The sequence below is a fragment of the Streptomyces sp. NPDC018045 genome, assembly GCF_044327445.1.
Classification (GTDB): Bacteria; Actinomycetota; Actinomycetes; order Streptomycetales; family Streptomycetaceae; genus Streptomyces.
The window spans coordinates 465162-481867 of sequence record NZ_JBIRFL010000005.1; the positions used below are offsets into that span (position 1 = coordinate 465162).

A 16706-nucleotide genomic window follows, 5' to 3' on the forward strand; every position below is an offset into this window, starting at 1 on the left:
ACGTGACGTGGGCATATTGCGTCATATGTGCGTACGACCGTGCAAGAAGCGTTCGACGGCCCCTGGTGTGCGGCCGCCCCGTCGGCCAGTGGTCGCGCCGTACGGGCTGGATGAGGCTGGTCCCGGGGCGCGCCCGGTGGTGTCGTGATCTCGCCGGAAGGCGCCCGGGTGGCGCGGATCTTCGACGGCCTCGGCATGGAGTTCGAGCATGCCTTCGCCGGCCGGAAGCAGGCGCAGACCGACGCCGTCGAGGACCTGGCGCGCCGTCTCGCTCCCGGCGCACGGGTGCTGGACGTGGGCTGCGCCACCGGGCGCCCGACCACGGAGCAACTGGTCGCCAAGGGGCTGGACGTCACGGGTACCGACGTCTCCGAGGTGATGCTGGCCCACGCGCGGCGCCAGGTGCCCCGAGCGCGCTTCGTGCTGGCCGATCTCTTCGGCGAGGTCCCTGCCGAGCTGGGGTTGTACGACGCCGTCGTGTGCCTGTTCTGCTTCGTCGACCTGCCCGAGCCCTCCTTCGTGGAAGGGCTGCGACGGCTCGCGGCCCGCACCGTGCCGGGCGGCACCCTCCTGCTCGCGGTCCTGGAGCGCCGGGACGCCGAGGAGGCGCGGTTCCTCGGCCGTACCTACCGCGCCGCGCGCTGCCTGCGCGAGGACGTCGACCACTACGCCCGGCTCGCCGGGCTGGAGGTCGAGCGCGTGGAGGTCCGTGTCGAAGCCCCGGCGCGCGGCCCGGCGCCGTCCGAGCCGGAGAACAGCCTGTACCTGTGGGCGAGGAGGCCGGTGTGAACGCGCATGCGGACGTGGACGTGGAATGGCCCCTTTCCCGGCGGGGCGACGTGGTCCCGGACGTCTGTACCTGGCTGCGCGAGCACAAGCCCGTCGCCCGGGTCCGTACCTTCACCGGCGACCCGGCATGGCTGGTCTCCACGCACGAACTCGCCACCCGCGTACTACAGGACGACGCCTTCAGCATGTCGGCCCTGGCCGCACCGGGCGGGCGCCTGCAATACGCGCCGCTCTTCCCCGCGTCCAACCGCAGCAGCGTCAAGGACATGGTGGGCGTCGGACTGCGCGACACGGTGATGCAGACCTTCTCCCCGCACGCGGTGAAAGAGGCCATCGGCGCTTTCCGCCGCAAGGCCGGTGAACTGCTCGACGACATCACGGCCGAGGGTCCGCCGGTGGACTTCCGGGCCCGTTTCACCCAGCCCTACACCGCCTCCGTCATGGCCACCGTCATGGGCCTCTCCGAGGACCACGGGCGGCTGCTGATGGACGGATTCGACATCAGCATCATGACCGTGCCGCGCACCTTCGAAGGCGCACAGGTCAACCTGGAGAAGTGCCTGGCCCGCACCCGGGCCCGCCTGCTGGAGCCCGACGCCGTCGACGCGCCGGGCCTGCTGGGCGCGCTGGCCCGGTTCCGTACCGAGCACGGCACGACACCCGAACTGGACGACGAGATCGTCCTGATGCTCAACAATCTCTTCGTCGCGGGCGGACTGAGTACGGCCGCGTTCCTGCTGCTTTCCCTCCTGCAACTCGCTCTCCACCGCGACCAGGCGGAATGGTTGCGCACCCACCCCGAATCCATGGACCGGGCGGTGGAAGAACTCCTCCGTTACAGCCTCGCCATCGGCGACGGGCTCCCGCGTATCGCGGTCAGGGACACCGAACTGGGCGGTCAGCCCATTTCCGAAGGCGACCTGGTCCTCGTCCTCGTGGAAGGCGCCAATTACGACCCCGCCGTATTCGACGACCCGAACCGACTCGACCTGACCCGCAACCCGAAAGAACACGTCACCTTCGGCGCGGGCCGCCACTACTGCGCGGCCACCTGCCTCGCACGCACCCACGCCACCGTCGCCCTGTCCGCCGTTCTGGAACGTCTGCCCGGCCTGCGCCTGGCCATCCCGCCGGAGGAAATCAACTGGCGGTCGGGCTGGATCAAAAGGACACCGGAACGCTTGCCGCTTCTGTGGTGAGGGGGTGGGGGGCACCGCCCGTTGACGCCGAGATCGACTCCGTCGCGATGTCCGGGACGGCCTGGGAGATCACCGCCGCGTGCCGCCGGCAGCTTTCCTGGTCCTCGGCGCGGGCGGGGCGGCTCGCGCAGTGCAGTCCGGTTGTGCCGGTCCGCAGCCGTGCGTACCGGCGTGGCGACCTTGCGCAGGGTCGCGAACCCGCGCTTTCCCTCGACGTCGCGCAGCGCCGTATCGGCAAGCGCGGACATGTCCTTGGCCATGGCCGCGCACGATGCCGTGAAGAGGCCCGCTTTCCCCGCACTGCACGGCGACTTGACGCCCGCCCGGCACACCCTAGGAGGCGAGTCGCCACACAAAGGCCGGTAGAACCACCCAAAGGGAAGAGGGAGGCCAGGCCCCATATGGTGGATGAATCACGGGTGTGCCGACCGGCCCCGTGCCCCACCGCCCTGTCACTGGTGGCAGCCCCCGTCTCCGTACTCGGGGCTCTTCCCGGCCGAGGACGGGGGCCGCCCCGAGTGACCCGAGCGGCCGGGCACCGTGAAATAGCAGGTGACCATCTGCCACCTGCCACCCCAGGGGAACCATGCGCATTCAGCGGTCCTTATGCGTCCTCGCGCTCGTCACGGCGCTCACCGGCACGAGCGCGCTGCCGTGGGCTGCCGCCGCACCGGCGGACGGCCCGCCCGGCGCCGGGGACGACAGCCGAGTACGGGTACGCCGGCACCTTCTCGAACTCGCCCGCAGTGGTGCCGTCGGAGTGCAGGTACGGGTGACCGACCGGCGCGGCACGTGGACGGCTCGCGCGGGGAAGGCGGGGACGGGTGGCGGCGCGCCCGTGCCGGCCGGCGGACAGTTCCGCGCGGGCAGTGCCACCAAGATGTTCACCGCCGTCACCCTGTTGCAACTGGTGGGAGAGGGCAAGGTGTCGCTGGACGCGCCCCTGAACCGCTACCTCCCGCCGGGACTCGTCCCCGCCGCCGAGAAGATCACGGTGCACATGGTCCTCCAGCACACCAGCGGCCTCCACGACATCGCGGAAGACCTCCCGCAGAAGGAGGAACTCGTTCGCACCCGCTTCCGCCACTACGACAAGGCCGCCCTGATCAGCGAGGCCACCTCCCACCCGGCCGCATTCCCGCCCGGCACCGGCTACAAGTACTCCAACACCAACTACCTCATAGCCGGCCTCATCATCGAACGGGTTACGGGCCACGCGTACGCCGAGGAGGTGCGCAACCGCATCATCAAGCCTCTCGGGCTGGGCGACACCTCCGTACCCGAGGACAGGACGACCATCCCGGGCCCGCACGCCCACGGCTACATCAAGCTGGGCGAGCCTGATGACCCTTCGGCGGCGCAGCGCCACGTGGACATCACGGACCTGAACCCGTCGATGGCGAGTTCCGCCGGGGAGATCATCTCGTCCACACGCGACCTGGACACCTTCCTCACCGCCCTCACCAAGGGAAAACTCCTGCAACCGGCCGAACAGAAGGAGATGAACCGCACCGTCCCCACGGGCAGCGCGGGCGAACGCTACGGACTCGGCCTCAAGCACCGCCGATTGAGCTGTGGTCGCACGGTCCTCGGCCACACCGGAGGAATACCCGGCTACGCGACCCTGGCCTTCACCACCCCCGACCGCGCCCACCGCGTCGTCCTCTCCGCCAACCTCGCCGACTGGCCCGCCGATCCGGCCATCGGCGACCCCATCGACGGGGTCCTGGAGGACGCGGTGTGCGGCTGAGGGGAGGGTGACGGAAACGGGAGCGGGGCCCCTGGGGGCCGTGCGGCCCGGCGTCAGCGCGCGGATCGCGAAGGCGATCCGCGAGGCCCCGTCCCTACAGGCTGATCCCCGAGAGCTCGGCCAGGCGGAGCGGCTCCGGCTTGCTGCGCCGGTGGAGGGACGACAGTACGCGGAAGACCTACCGCGCGGTGGGGTGGATGCGGGCCATCTGCGGGGCCGCATCCCATGGCGTGGTGTCGAGACGAAGGGGGCGGCTCAGCCTGAGAACGCGCCGCCCTTGACGCCCGCGATGAACTCCGCGAACGCGCTGGGGGAGAGGGTGAGTATGGGGCCCTCCGGGTTCTTGCTGTCGCGCACCGGGACGCTGCCGGTCGCTAGGCATGCGGCGGGGGACCACTCCAGGCAGTTGCCGCCCTCCGGACTGCTGTAGCTGGATTTGACCCACCGGGTCGGAACGTTCTTCACGTCAGCTTCTCCATCTGCTCAGCGATCAGACGCGCACTCTCCCGTGCGGACAGAGCGTCGCCGGTCAGTTCATCGTAGGTTCGCAGCGCCGTTCGAACGTAGTCCGGGTCGTCCACGATGCCAGCGGTTCGATAGTTCTCCACACAGACGGAAACGGTGTGGCTGGGGGAGGTGATGAGCGTTACCGGCCAGTCGATGAACAGGTGCGCAGGGGCGTCCAAGGGGAGGATCTGTACACGAACGCTGGGCCGCGATCCGGCGTCGAGCAAGGCTTTCAACTGTCGCCGCATGATGTCGGGAGGGCAGAAGTGGCGGTGCAGCACTGACTCGCACAGCACCACGCGAACGTCCGGAGGCATGTCCCCGTCGAGTAGGGCTTTCCTCGCCAGTCGGTCGTTCACGAACGCCGTTACCTCCTTCGCGCCGGCTCGCGGGGAAGCGCCTTTGAACAGGTAGCGCACGTAGTCAGCGGTCTGGAGCAATCCCGGAACGAGGGTCGGCGACCATTCCCGGATGGCCACAGCGGCGCGTTCCAGAGCCATGCGCCGCCGGTAGAGCGTGGGGAAGGAGGCGGCCACTGCCTCCTCGTACAGCCGCTTGAACTTCCCGTCCGTGCCGAATACTTCGTCCAGCAGGGGCGGGATGGCTGGAGGAATCGGGCCCTGGCACGTCTCGATGCGCGAGATCGTGCTTCTGGAGGTGCGTAGCAGTCTGGCCAGGCCGTCCTGTGTCAGTGCGTGCGGTCCGTACAGTTCCCGCGCGCTTCGGCACTCTTCGGCGAACACTCGGCGTGGATCCTTCGAGCTGTCAGCTTCTTCGTCCGCGATGCCCACGATTCCCCCGACTCAAGGTCTGGTCATGGCTGTCGGCGAGGCCGTTTCCGGTGGTCAACGGCGCGCGCATATGCCGGGCCGGTCAACTCTCAGGTTGGTCGTCCGAACACTCCCCAGACTACTGGTGGTTGCGCCACTCTGTGACCAGTTGGCCGCACTGAGTAAGTGTGCGGACCGGGAACAGGTGAAGGGCTCTCCATGGGCATCAGAGAAAAGGCCGGCGTGGCCACAGCAGGGCCGGGCGCCGACGCGGAGTTGGAGCCGGTACCCGTACCGGGCTGTGACGTGTGCGCGTCCGCCCACGGCGACCGGGAGCCCGCTCGGGCCGACGGCCGACCGCTGGCCGTACTGAGCTGCAACGGCGTCATCGCCGGTCATCCGCACGGGCGAGAGGGCCGGGTATGACGGCCTCGCCCCGGGCCCGGGATGCCACCGTGGAGTGTGCGGGGTGCGCGGAGCTGGCGCGCGCCCTGGCCGTCGCGCTGAAGGCCGGGGACCGGTCCAGGGCGACGGACTGCCGGGTCCTGATCCGGCGGCATCCCGACCACGGTGTCCCGCCGGTCGGCACCGATGACCGGCCGCAGTAAGACGCATTCGTGAACCCGCAGTAAGACCCGTTCGTGAACCCGCGGCCGCGGACCGCACAACCGCCTGGAGGTACCCGCATGATGACGGCGATCACCCACAGCCACGGGGGCGACAATCTCCCCGGCGAGCCTTGTCCCGGGCCTCACCAGCCACCCATCCCCGACGGTGGTCCCGGTGTGCCCAATCCGCCCAAGGTCGCGTGACCATGGGAAACGCACGTCAGGAGCGCCCCGCCCGCATCGAGTTGGGGCGGGCCCTCAGGGCGGGGGGTGCGATGTCCGACGACTGGGCGGGCGCGTTCGTGGCGGTGCCCCGGGCGGCCTTTCTGCCGGAGCTCATGTGGCCGTGGGACATGGAGGCCGGGCGCAGTGTGGCCGTATCCCGGGCGGACGAGCCGGAGCGGTGGCAGGCGTATGCCGACGCCGACTGCCCGGTCGTGACGCAGTGGGACGACGGCCGGCACGCCGGTACGGAACCGGGGAAGGTTTCCAGCAGTTCGGCGTCCATGCCGTCGGTGGTCTTCCGGATGCTCCGGGATCTCGACGTCCGTACCGGTGACCGGGTGCTGGAGGTCGGTACGGCCACGGGGTGGAACGCCGCCCTGCTGGCCCACCGGGCCGGGGAGCGGCGGGTGGTCACGATGGAAGTGGACCGGGCCCTGGCGGACCGGGCCCGTACGGCCCTGGAGGCGTTCGGCAGCTCGGTCCGGGTCGTCCACGGCGACGGGTTCCGGGGGTATCCGGAAGGCGCCCCGTACGACCGGATCATCGGGACCTGCGGGCTCCGCCGCTTCCCGTGGGCCTGGGTCGAGCAGTGCCGGCCCGGCGGGGTCGTCGTGGCGCCTTGGGGGACGCACTTCAGCAACGCGGACGGTGTGGCCCGCCTGGTGGTCGCGGAGGACGGGCGGAGCGCTTCGGGGCGGTTCACCGGGCCGGTGGAGTTCATGAAACTGCGGACGCAGCGGCTGCCGCCGGTGGTGCACGGCGAGTACGTACGGGGGAGTGTGGCCGAAGGCTGGGAGACCTCGACGGATGTCACGGAGGCGGAGTTCCTCGGCGGGAGATTCGGACCGCAGCGGTTCGCGGTGGGGCTGCGGGTGCCCGACTGCCTGCTGGTGGAGGCGGAGAAGCGGGACGGGGTCCGGCCGGTGTGGTGCTACGGGCTGCGCGACCGGTCGTGGGCGTGCACGCAGTTCCGGGACGGCGCGAAGGCCCGCGTCCGGCAGTACGGGGCCCGTCGGCTCTGGGACGAGGCGGAGGCGGCGTACCGGTGGTGGGTGGCACACGACCGGCCCGGCCACGAGCGGTTCGGGCTGACCGTCACCGCGGCGGGTGAACGGGTCTGGCTGGATGGGTCGGGGGAGTCCTGGGAACCGTGAGGGGGCTTCCCGGCGCTCCCGCGTCCTCCCGGTCAAGGCTCGTCCTCCGTTCAAGACTCGCCCTTCCGTTCAGGACCCGTCCTCCCGATGGGACTCGTCCCCCCGCTCCCGGTGCCAGGTCTCCAGTTCCGCCCGGACCCGGCGGTCCATCGCCATGGAGAGTTCCGCGTCGACGATGCCCTTGGAGATGGGGCGGAGTTTTTCGATGGTCCGGGTGATGCGGGCCACCTCGGTGGGGTCCAGGGGCTCGCCTGCCGCGGCGCGGCTGAGGACGTCGGAGAGGACGTGGGTGCGGATCACGGTGATGAACAGGTCCGCGAGGGCGTCGGCGTGGGTGCGGACCTCGCGGCCCGCCGCGAGGACGACGGCCAGCGGGACGCCGTTGGCGACGAGTTCGGTGGAGGCGTCGAGGAGGCGGCGGCTGATGTGCACGAACTCGTCGCCGTCCACGGCCAGGTAGCCGATGTCGAGGGAGGCGGCGAGGTTCTCCGGGGTGACGTCGTCCTTGAAGTGGTCGGCGAGTTCCTCGGGGGTGAGGCGTACGGGGGTCTCCTCGGACCAGGGGGTGACGAGGGTGTCCTCCAGGCCGAGCAGTTCGCCGACGTCGCGGCCGTTGTCGAAGGCGGAGAGGAGTTCGGCGATGCCGCCGAGGGTGTGGCCGCGGTCCAGGAGGCCGGCGATGGTGTGCAGCCGGGCGAGGTGGTGTTCGTTGTACCAGGCGATGCGGCCTTCGCGGCGCGGTGGCGGGATGAGTTTGCGCTCGCGGTAGAAGCGCAGGGTGCGGACGGTGATGCCGGCTTCCCTGGCCAGGTCGGCCATGCGGAATTCGCGGGGGCCTGGACCGGAGCCGGGGTGGCCGGTGGTGTCCGGGGCCGCGTCGTCCGGGGCGGGGGCGCCGTTGCTGTTCTCTGCCACGGGTTCACCCTATGGGGCCCGCCCGGGACCCGGCCGAGGGGCAACCAGCGGTAACTTCCCGCCGCGTACCCCCTACCGCTCGGTACGTACGTGTCCTACCCTCCAATCGTGCCAGTGATTGCTGGCGCGATTAAGGCAGCGGTTTGACGTTCCGACGGTCGAGAACTCGGGAGGCGGCGGCATGGCCGAGCGCGAACACGAGCACGTACGGGTGGCGGTGATCGGATCGGGGTTCGGTGGTCTGGGGGCGGCCGTACGGCTGCGACGCCAGGGCATCACCGACTTCGTGGTCCTGGAGCGGGCCGGCTCGGTGGGCGGCACCTGGCGTGACAACAGCTATCCGGGATGCGCGTGCGATGTGCCCTCGCACCTGTACTCGTTCTCCTTCGCGCCCAACCCCGAGTGGCCGCGCAGCTTCTCCGGGCAGCCGCACATCCGCGCGTACCTGGAGCGGGTCACCGACACCTTCGGGCTGCGGCCGCACATCCGGTTCGACTCGGAGGTGCGCAGTCTGCGGTGGAACGGGGAGGAGCTGCACTGGGAGGTGGAGACGGCGCGGGGCGCGCTGACCGCGGATGTGGTCGTCTCGGCGACCGGGCCGCTGTCGGACCCCAAGGTGCCGGACATCCCGGGGCTGGACTCCTTCCCGGGCAAGGTGTTCCACTCGGCGCGCTGGGACCATGACTACGACCTGCGCGGCAAGCGGGTCGCGATGATCGGCACGGGCGCCTCGGCGATCCAGATCGTGCCGTCCATCCAGCCGACGGTCGACCGGCTCACCCTCTTCCAGCGCACCCCGGCCTGGGTGCTGCCGCGCGCCGACCGGAAGATCAGCGGCCTGGAGCGCCGGCTGCACGCCAGGCTCCCGGCGACCCGGGCCGTGCGCCGCGGGCTGCTGTGGGGCATCAGGGAGTTGCAGGTCAGCGCCTTCACGAAGCGTCCCGGCGAACTGGGCCTGATCGAGGGCCTGGCCAAGGGCCACATGAAGCGGGCGGTCAAGGACCCGGCGCTGCGGGCCAAGCTGACGCCCGACTACCGGATCGGGTGCAAGCGGATCCTGCTGTCCAACACGTACTATCCGGCGCTCACCCGGCCGAATGTGGACGTGGTGGCGAGCGGGCTGACGGAAGTCCGGGGGAACGTGCTGGTCGCCGCGGACGGTACGGAGACCGAGGCGGACGCGATCGTCTTCGGTACGGGCTTCCACGTCACCGACATGCCCATCGCACACCGCGTCACCGGCGCCAACGGCACGACCCTCGCGGAGGAGTGGAAGGACGGGATGGAGGCGCTGCGCGGCGCCACCGCGGCCGGCTTCCCCAACTTCCTCACCATCATCGGGCCCAACACGGGCCTCGGGAACAGCTCGATGATCCTGATGATCGAGTCGCAGCTCAATTACCTGGTCGACTTCATGCGGCAGTTGGACGTGCTGGGCCGGAAGATCGCCCTGAACGCCCGGCCCTCGGCGGTGCACGCCTGGACGCGCGGCGTCCAGCGGCGGATGGAGCGCACGGTGTGGAACACCGGCGGCTGCGACAGTTGGTACCTGGACGCCAACGGCCGCAACACCACCGTCTGGCCCGGCACGACGGCCGAGTTCCGCAAGGTGACGCGGGAGGTGGACCTCGCGGAGTACGAGGTGCTGCGCGTCCCGGCGGCCCGTGCGGGCGAGCGGACCGGGCAGAGCGCGAAGGCGGTGGCGTGATGGCACCGACGCCCATGACCCACGGACGGTACGCGCCGCCCGCACCGCGCCGGGAGCTGACCGCGACCTCGGCCGACGGGTCCCGCCTGCACGTGGCGGTCCACGGGCCGGACACCCCGGGCCTGCCCGCCGTCGTCCTGTCGCACGGCTGGACCTGCTCGACCGCCTTCTGGGCCCCGGTCGTACGGGACCTGGCCGCCGACCACAAGGTCGTCGTCTACGACCAGCGGGGGCACGGCCGTACCCCGGCGGTGGGCCCGCGCGGCTACAGCACCACCGCGCTCGCCGACGACCTGACGGCCGTCCTCGGCGCCGCGCTGGAGCCGGGGGAGCGGGCCGTCCTGGCCGGGCACTCCATGGGCGGCATGACGATGATGGCGTCCGCCGAGCGCCCGGAGTTCCGGGAGCGGGCCGCCGCCGTCCTGCTGTGCAGCACCGGCAGCGCGAACCTGACGGCGGAGTCCCTGGTGATCCCGCTGCGCTCGCCGGGCGGACGGCGCGTCGCGCACCAGGTCGTCCTCGGGTCGCGGGCGCCGCTCGGCCCGGTCACCGCGCTTGCCAAGCGAATCCTGAAGTACGCCACGATGGGTCCGGCCGCCACCCCCGAGCAGGTGGAGGCGTGCGCGCGCATCGTGCACGCCTGTCAGGTGGGCGTGCGGTCGAAGTGGGGCAAGGTCCTCGCCGGACTGGACCTGACCGGCGGCGCGGCGCGGCTGGACGTGCCGACCGCCGTCATCGCGGGCACCGCCGACCGGCTCACCCCGATCGTGCACTCCCGGCGGCTGGCCTCCGTACTGCCCCGGTTCCTGGGGCTGACCGAACTGCCGGGCGCCGGGCACATGACGCCCATCGAGGAGCCGGACGCGGTCATCGGCCGCATCCGGGAACTGGTCCGGGACCACCTGACCGACACGGAGGCGGCCGCCGGGAGCAGGGCCGAGGCCGCCACCGGGGCCGTCGCCGGGACCCCCGCCGAGGCCACCACCGGGACCACCGCCGGCGCGGCCGCCGAGGCCACCGCCGGCACGACCGCCGAGGAGAAGACCGCATGAGCACACGCACCAGCCTGGAAGGGCAGGTCGCCGTCGTCACCGGCGCGGCCCGCGGCGTCGGTGAACTCCTCGCCCGCAAACTGTCCGCCCGTGGCGCCACCCTCGCCCTGGTCGGCCTGGAGCCGGAGGAACTGGCCCGGGTGGCCGCCTCCTTGCACGGCGAGGCGGCGCACTGGCACGCCGACGTCACCGACCACGAGGCGATGGCCGAGGTGGCCCGCGAGGTCAAGGCGCGGTTCGGCAAGGTGGACATCGTGGTGGCCAACGCCGGGGTGGCCACCGGCGGCCCGTTCGTGGACTCCGACCCGGTGTCCTGGCGGCGGGTCATCGAGGTCAACCTCATCGGCGGCGCCGTCACGGGGCGGGCGTTCCTGCCGGTCCTGATGGAATCGCGCGGCTACTTCCTCCAGATAGCCTCGCTCGCCGCCATCACCCCGGCGCCGATGATGACCGCGTACTGCGCCTCCAAGTCCGGCGTCGAGGCGTTCGCGCACAGCCTGCGGGCCGAGGTCGGCTACAAGGGCGTACGGGTCGGCGTGGGCTACCTGAGCTGGACCGACACGGACATGGTGCGCGGCGCCGACCAGGACGACCTGATGCGCGAGCTGCGCCAACGGCTGCCCTGGCCGACGAACAGGACGTACCCGCTGGGCCCGGCCGTGGACCGGATCGTGGCGGGGATCGAGCGCCGTTCCCCGCACGTGTACGGGCAGTGGTGGCTGCGCGGAATGCAGTCGGTCCGCGGCTGTCTGCCGTCCCTCATCGGGACGGTGGGGCAGCGCGAGATGCGCCGCTTCGGTGACCGGCTGGACGGGATGCGCATGGGGCTGGTGGGCGCGGGTGGCGAGGCGGACGAGAAGGTGCGCGCGGATCACTGAGCCGGCCCCGGACGGCCTCGTGCCGCGGTGCGGGGGGGGCGCGACCGCGAGGAGCGGGGCCGTCAGCAGGCCGCGGACGCCGGGCGGGGCGCCCGGACGCCTTCGGGGGTCGACCGCCCACCGCGTGGGTGAGGGGCGCGCCCGTATCGGCGGGCGCACCCCTCGAAATCGTATGTACAGGCGGCTACTTGACGACCTTCAGGGACGTCGGCCGGCCGTACCGCCGCGCCTCCGCGAACAGGTGCTTGATGTCCGCCGGCGCCAGCTTCACACAGCCCAGCGAGCGGTAGTCGACGTCGCCGTCCCAGCGGTACGGGTTGTCGCGGCCCGGCTGCGCGGCGGCCTGGGTGCCGTCCGGGCGCATCTCGCTGTGCAGGAACAGGGCGGTGCGCTGGGTGCGGCCGTCCCGGCACACCTTGTCCGCGATCCGGATCGCGTACCCGTTGATGCCGTCGCGCCCGCCCTTCTTGCGGGTGGTGTGCGAGAGCACGGGGTACGTGCCGTCCGGCAGCCAGCCCTGGTTCCTGGCGCACTCGTCCCGGCCCGCCGCACCGCCCTGCCCGGAGCCGGCGCGGTATTCGGCCAGCACCCGTCCGGTGCCGGACTGCACCAGGCGCAGCCGGGAAGCGGACGGATCGCGGCGGTTCTTGTCGAAGACCAGGTGGGTCGTCTCGGCCCGGCCGGGCGGCGCGGAGGGGGCGGAGGGCACGGGCCGGGCGGCGGCAGCGGGTGCCGCGGCGGTGGCGAGGGCAGTGGTGGCGAGGGCGGCGGTCACCAGGCCGGTGACGAACGGTGACGCGGTGCGTATGTGGGTAGCCATAGGGGTTGCCATGCAGGTGCTCCTGTCGGTGTGCGGTCTCGCTCCTGTCGGCGGCCGTTCCCCGGGCCGGCCGTCAGCCGCTGCGGGGCGGCAGTTCGGGGCGCCGCCGGTCCGGTACGCCGGACAGGTCGGGCGGCGTCGCGGCGGGATGGCGTTCCAGCAGGTCCAGCGCGGTACGGACGGCGACACCGAGCTGCGGGTGGCGGCCCTCCGCCCAGTCCAGCGGGGAGCGCGGCGCCTCGATGTCCGGCTCCACGCCGTGGTTCTCCACGCCCCAGCCGTACGCCTCGAACCACGCGGCGTTCATCGGCACCGTGATGTACGTACCGTCGCCCAGCCGGTGCCGCCCGGTCATGCCGACCACGCCGCCCCAGGTGCGCAGGCCCACCACCGGCCCGATGCCCTGGAGCTTGAACGCCGCGGTGATCATGTCGCCGTCGGAGGAGGTCATCTCGTCGGCGACGGCCACGACCGGGCCGCGCGGCGCGTTGCTCGCGTAGCTGACCGGCTGGGCGTCGCGCGTCAGGTCCCAGCCGACGATGGTGCGGGTCAGCTTCTCGACGACCAGCTCGGAGATGTTGCCGCCGGCGTTGCCCCGCACGTCCACGATCAGCGCGGGCCGCGAGACCTCCATGCGCAGATCGCGGTTGAACTGCGCCCAGCCGGAACCGCCCATGTCGGGGATGTGCAGATAGCCGCACCTGCCGTCGCTCAGCTCGCGCACCACCGCGCGGCGCTTGGCCACCCAGTCCTGGTAGCGCAGCGGCCGCTCGTCGATCAGCGGGACCACCGCCACCCGCCGCGACGGACCGCCGCCCTCCCATTGGAAGGGGCCCGCAGGGCCTTCCCCTGAAGGGTGGTGGTGGGCGACGGGTTGGGAGAAGGTCAGCTCGACGGTGGTGCCGCCGGCCGCGGCCAGCAGCGGGCCGGGACCGGCCACCGGGTCGACCCGGCGGCCGTCCACGTGCGTGAGCGCGGCGCCCTCGCGGATGCCCGTACCGGCCAGCGGGGAGCGGGCCCGGGAGTCGGAGGAGTCGCCGGGCAGGATGCGCCGCACCACCCAGTAGCCGTCCCGGAGCACGAAGTTGGCGCCGAGCAGGCCGATCGCGCGCTGGTAGTGCGGCGGCCCCTCGTTGCGCTTGCCCGCGGTCACGTACGCGTGCGAGGTGCCCAGCTCGCCCAGCACCTCGCGCATCAGGTCGGCGAACTCGTCGGGGGAGGCGACCCGTTCGACCAGCGGCCGGTACTGGGCCAGCACCGCGTCCCAGTCGACGCCGCTCAGCCCCGGGTCCCAGAAGTACGCGCGGATGATCCGGCCCGCCTCGTCGTACGCCTGGCGCCACTCGGCGGGCGGGTCCACGTCGTGCAGGATGCGCCGCGGGTCCAGGTGGACCGTCGAATCGCCGTCGGGCGGCTCGGTCGCGGGCACCGCCCGCAGGTCGCCCTCGTCGTTGACGACCAGCCGGGTGCCGTCGCCGCTGAGCGCGTACGAGTCGATGGCGCCGGTCAGTTCGGTGCGCTTGGCCTTGACCAGGTCGAAGTGTTCCAGCGTCGGCTGGCCCGAGGTGTTGTCGGGGTTGGCGAAGGTCTCGCCGAGCGCGCCGGAGATCGGCCAGCGCAGCCAGACCAGCCCGCCGCCCGCGACCGGGCGCAGCGCCGAGTACTTGGACGCCGAGACCGGGAACGGCGTCACCCGGCTCGCCAGGCCCTCCACCTCCACCAGCGCCGTGCCCTCGGCCGTCACCGGGGCCTCCGCCGGGTCCAGGCCGCCCGCGGCGGGCCGCCCGTCGGCGGAGAGCTGGAAGGGGGAGGGCGTCGCGGAGGACAGCGGTACGAGGTAGGGGCGGCAGCCGAGCGGGAAGGACAGGTCGCCGGTGTGCACGTCGTAGACCGGGTCGAACCCGCGCCAGGACAGGAACGCCAGATAGCGGCCGTCGCGGGTGAAGACCGGCTGCTCGTCCTCGAAGCGGCCGTTGGTGACGTCCACGACGGTACGGGCGGCGCCCTCGCCGTCCCCGCTGCCGCTGCCGGGCAGCCGGGCGATCTTGATCTGCCGCAGGGCCCGGCCGATACCGGGATGGGACCAGGTCAGCCAGCCGGAGTCGGGAGAGAACGCCAGGTCGCGGACCGGGCCGTTGGCCGACCTGATCAGCTCGGTGACCTGCCCCGCGCCGTCGCCGTCCGGCGAGACGTCGACGAGCAGCAGCCGTCCGTCGTGCGCGGCCACCGCCAGGCGTTCGCCGTCCGGCGCGGAGACCAGCTCGTGGACGCGGCCGAGCCGGCCGGCCGCGAGGCGGCGCGGCTCGCGCGGGATGCCGGCCTTGGGCAGGTCGGCGATCTCGATCGCGTCGTCGCCCGCGGCGGACGTGATGTAGGCGATGCGGCCGGTGGAGCCGAGCATCTCGGGCAGCCGGACGCGTACCCCGGGCTCGTCGTGGATGGTGCGCGCCGGGCCGTCACGGTGGGTGAGCCAGTACAGGCTGCCGCGGACGCCGACGGCGCTGGCCCGCCCGGTGGTGTCCACGGCCAGGGAGGTGATGTGCGATCCGGCCGGGATCTGGTACGTCCGGCGTCCGGCGCGCGGGCCGCCCAGGCGCACCTGGAGGCGGCGCGGCTCGCCGCCGGGGCTCAGGTCGTCCACCAGCCACAGGTCGCCGCCGCACTGGTAGACGACACGATGCCCGTCGGTGGCGGCGTGCCGGGCGTAGAAGTCGGCGTGGTCGGTGTGCCGCCGCAGGTCGGTGCCGTCCGGCGCGCAGGAGTAGACGTTGGCGATGCCCTCGTGGTCGGAGAGGAACGCGATCCGGTCGCCGACGAACATCACCGCGTCCAGGTGGCCGCGGAGGTCCGGCAAGAGCCGGGTGCCGTGCAGCCACATCCGGCCCATCGCGCCACCGCGGTAGCGCTTCCAGGAGGCGGGTTCGTGCGGTGGCTTGCCGGTCAGCAGCAGCGTCTTGCGGTCCACCGAGTCGTCGTGGCCGCCCCAGGCGCCGCCGTCGCCGACGTTTCCGTACGGATGGCCGTCGCCCTCCAGCCGGTGCCCGTCCGCGTCGAAGTCGGCGACCGCGATGTCGGAGACCGGCCCCCAGGGCAGCCGGCCGCCGGGGCTGCCGTCGGTCGGGACGCTGTAGGCCCAGGAGTAGTACGAGAAGGGCTGGCCGTGTGAGGAGACGGCCAGGATCTGGCCGTCCGGGGACCAGCCGCAGACCCGGGCGTCGGTGCTCCCCCAATAGGTGAGGCGGCGGGCCGGGCCGCCCTCGACCGGGGCGAGGTGGATCTCCGGGTCGAGGCTGCGCCAGGTGGTGAAGGCGATGTGTCTGCCGTCCGGGGAGAACCGCGGGTGGCTGATGCGGGTGCGGTCGACCGTCAGCCGCCAGGCCCGCGGCGTACTGCCGCCGTCGGTGGTCAGCGGTGCCACCCAGAGGTCGTCCTCGGCGGCGAAACACAGCATCTCGCCGTGGAGATGCGGGAACCGGAGATACGCGCCGTCACTCACGCACCCATGTTTTCGGCGTGGGCGGGCCGGGGCAACTCGGCCGCGCCCGGCGACCCCGTGACGCACACCACCATCGAAACGTTTCCGTTTCGCTGCGGCCGGGAGTACGGTCGAGCCGTACCGAAGCTGTACGAAACCGTTTCGTTCACCGGAACGCGCCGAGGAGGTGTGCCGCGATGGGGCGCAGTCGGCTGACCCCCGAGCGCGCGGCCGAGCTGTACGCGGCCGTGCTCGACCTGCTCCGCGAGGTCGGCTACGACGCCCTGACCATGGACGCCGTCGCCGCCCGCACCCGCGCCAGCAAGGCCACCCTCTACCGCCAGTGGCAGGGCAAGCCCGAACTGGTCGCCAAGGCGCTGGACCACCACAAGCCCGTCCGGCTCGCGGACATCGACACCGGCAGCCTCCGCGGCGACCTGCGCGCGATGGCCACCCGCGACGACGACTGCCGGATGGAACAGGACTCCGCGCTGATCCGGGGCCTGGTACGGGCCGCGCACGACAACCCGGACCTCCACCGGGCGCTGCGCGATCTGCTCATCGGGCCCGAGATCAACGGGCTGGACGCGATGCTGGCGCGCGCCGTCGCGCGCGGCGAGATCCCCGCCGACCGCCCCGCGCTCGGCTACGTCCCGCACATGATGATCGGCGCCTTCGTCGCCCAGCAGCTCATCGAGGACCGGCCCCCGAACCGCGCCTTCCTCACCGATTACGTCGACGCCGTGGTTCTCCCCGCCCTCGGCGTCTGACCGGGCCCGGCCGCCCCCAGGCCGGACCCCGCCGTCCCCGCCCCCCCCACAATTCCCCCCTCACGGCAGCACTCGACGCGCCGCTC

The 16706-nt window shown here is 72.2% G+C and carries 15 protein-coding genes; 10 read left to right on the forward strand and 5 right to left on the reverse strand.

Annotated features, from left to right (window positions below):
• Positions 1 to 144: 144 nt before the first annotated feature.
• The 3 genes from ACH4EB_RS15785 to ACH4EB_RS15795 all read left to right on the forward strand — a co-directional run bounded on the left by ACH4EB_RS15785 (position 145) and on the right by ACH4EB_RS15795 (position 3738).
• Positions 145 to 789, forward strand: a complete 645-nt coding sequence (locus ACH4EB_RS15785; protein ID WP_398348004.1) for a class I SAM-dependent methyltransferase — start codon at positions 145 to 147, stop codon at positions 787 to 789.
• Positions 786 to 1988, forward strand: coding sequence for a cytochrome P450 (locus ACH4EB_RS15790; protein WP_398348005.1), 1203 nt, complete (start codon positions 786 to 788; stop codon positions 1986 to 1988). Before ACH4EB_RS15785 ends, ACH4EB_RS15790 begins: the two co-directional genes overlap by 4 nt.
• A gap of 586 nt (positions 1989 to 2574) precedes the next feature.
• Entirely contained in the window at positions 2575 to 3738 is a 1164-nt protein-coding gene (locus ACH4EB_RS15795; protein WP_398348006.1) for a serine hydrolase domain-containing protein, read from the forward strand.
• 255 nt (positions 3739 to 3993) lie between these two features.
• Here the strand turns inward: ACH4EB_RS15795 and ACH4EB_RS15800 are convergent, their stop codons facing one another.
• Positions 3994 to 4203: a DUF397 domain-containing protein gene (locus ACH4EB_RS15800; RefSeq protein WP_398348007.1), complete on the reverse strand. Its 210-nt coding sequence runs from the start codon at positions 4201 to 4203 to the stop codon at positions 3994 to 3996.
• The gene (locus tag ACH4EB_RS15805; RefSeq protein WP_398348008.1) at positions 4200 to 5036 is read right to left on the reverse strand and encodes a Scr1 family TA system antitoxin-like transcriptional regulator; all 837 of its coding nucleotides are present in this window, start codon (positions 5034 to 5036) and stop codon (positions 4200 to 4202) included. Before ACH4EB_RS15805 ends, ACH4EB_RS15800 begins: the two co-directional genes overlap by 4 nt.
• 198 nt (positions 5037 to 5234) lie before the next feature.
• Between ACH4EB_RS15805 and ACH4EB_RS15810 the strand changes: the two genes are divergently transcribed.
• From ACH4EB_RS15810 to ACH4EB_RS15820, 3 genes are all read left to right on the forward strand, one after another.
• Entirely contained in the window at positions 5235 to 5441 is a 207-nt protein-coding gene (locus ACH4EB_RS15810; protein ID WP_398348009.1) for a hypothetical protein, read from the forward strand.
• Positions 5438 to 5623 carry a hypothetical protein gene (locus ACH4EB_RS15815; RefSeq protein WP_398348011.1) on the forward strand — a complete coding sequence of 62 codons (186 nt, stop codon included), beginning with the start codon at positions 5438 to 5440 and terminating at the stop codon, positions 5621 to 5623. Before ACH4EB_RS15810 ends, ACH4EB_RS15815 begins: the two co-directional genes overlap by 4 nt.
• Positions 5624 to 5829: 206 nt before the next feature.
• Entirely contained in the window at positions 5830 to 7002 is a 1173-nt protein-coding gene (locus tag ACH4EB_RS15820; RefSeq protein WP_398348012.1) for a methyltransferase domain-containing protein, read from the forward strand.
• Between the two features lie 69 nt (positions 7003 to 7071).
• Here the strand turns inward: ACH4EB_RS15820 and ACH4EB_RS15825 are convergent, their stop codons facing one another.
• Entirely contained in the window at positions 7072 to 7821 is a 750-nt protein-coding gene (locus ACH4EB_RS15825; RefSeq protein WP_398348134.1) for a MerR family transcriptional regulator, read from the reverse strand.
• A 277-nt stretch (positions 7822 to 8098) separates the two neighbouring features.
• Here ACH4EB_RS15825 and ACH4EB_RS15830 point away from each other — a divergent pair, with 277 nt between their 5' ends.
• From ACH4EB_RS15830 to ACH4EB_RS15840, 3 genes are read left to right on the forward strand one after another with little or no spacing between them, the layout of a single operon-like run.
• Complete coding sequence (locus tag ACH4EB_RS15830) at positions 8099 to 9625, forward strand: flavin-containing monooxygenase (RefSeq protein ID WP_398348013.1); 1527 nt, start codon at positions 8099 to 8101, stop codon at positions 9623 to 9625.
• A complete protein-coding gene (locus ACH4EB_RS15835) occupies positions 9625 to 10677 on the forward strand; it encodes an alpha/beta fold hydrolase (RefSeq protein ID WP_398348014.1) in 1053 nt (350 codons plus the stop codon). Before ACH4EB_RS15830 ends, ACH4EB_RS15835 begins: the two co-directional genes overlap by 1 nt.
• Positions 10674 to 11555, forward strand: coding sequence for an SDR family oxidoreductase (locus ACH4EB_RS15840; protein ID WP_398348015.1), 882 nt, complete (start codon positions 10674 to 10676; stop codon positions 11553 to 11555). The genes ACH4EB_RS15835 and ACH4EB_RS15840 overlap by 4 nt, the downstream gene beginning before the upstream one ends.
• 184 nt (positions 11556 to 11739) lie before the next feature.
• Here ACH4EB_RS15840 and ACH4EB_RS15845 read toward each other — a convergent pair whose 3' ends face one another.
• Together ACH4EB_RS15845 and ACH4EB_RS15850 are read right to left on the reverse strand one after the other, a co-directional pair.
• On the reverse strand, positions 11740 to 12375 hold the full coding sequence (locus ACH4EB_RS15845; protein ID WP_398348016.1) for a hypothetical protein: 636 nt from the start codon (positions 12373 to 12375) through the stop codon (positions 11740 to 11742).
• A 73-nt stretch (positions 12376 to 12448) separates the two neighbouring features.
• Entirely contained in the window at positions 12449 to 15871 is a 3423-nt protein-coding gene (locus ACH4EB_RS15850) for a S41 family peptidase (protein WP_398348017.1), read from the reverse strand.
• Positions 15872 to 16047: 176 nt separating this feature from the next.
• Here ACH4EB_RS15850 and ACH4EB_RS15855 point away from each other — a divergent pair, with 176 nt between their 5' ends.
• Positions 16048 to 16620, forward strand: a complete 573-nt coding sequence (locus tag ACH4EB_RS15855; protein WP_398348018.1) for a TetR/AcrR family transcriptional regulator — start codon at positions 16048 to 16050, stop codon at positions 16618 to 16620.
• Positions 16621 to 16706 lie beyond the last annotated feature (86 nt).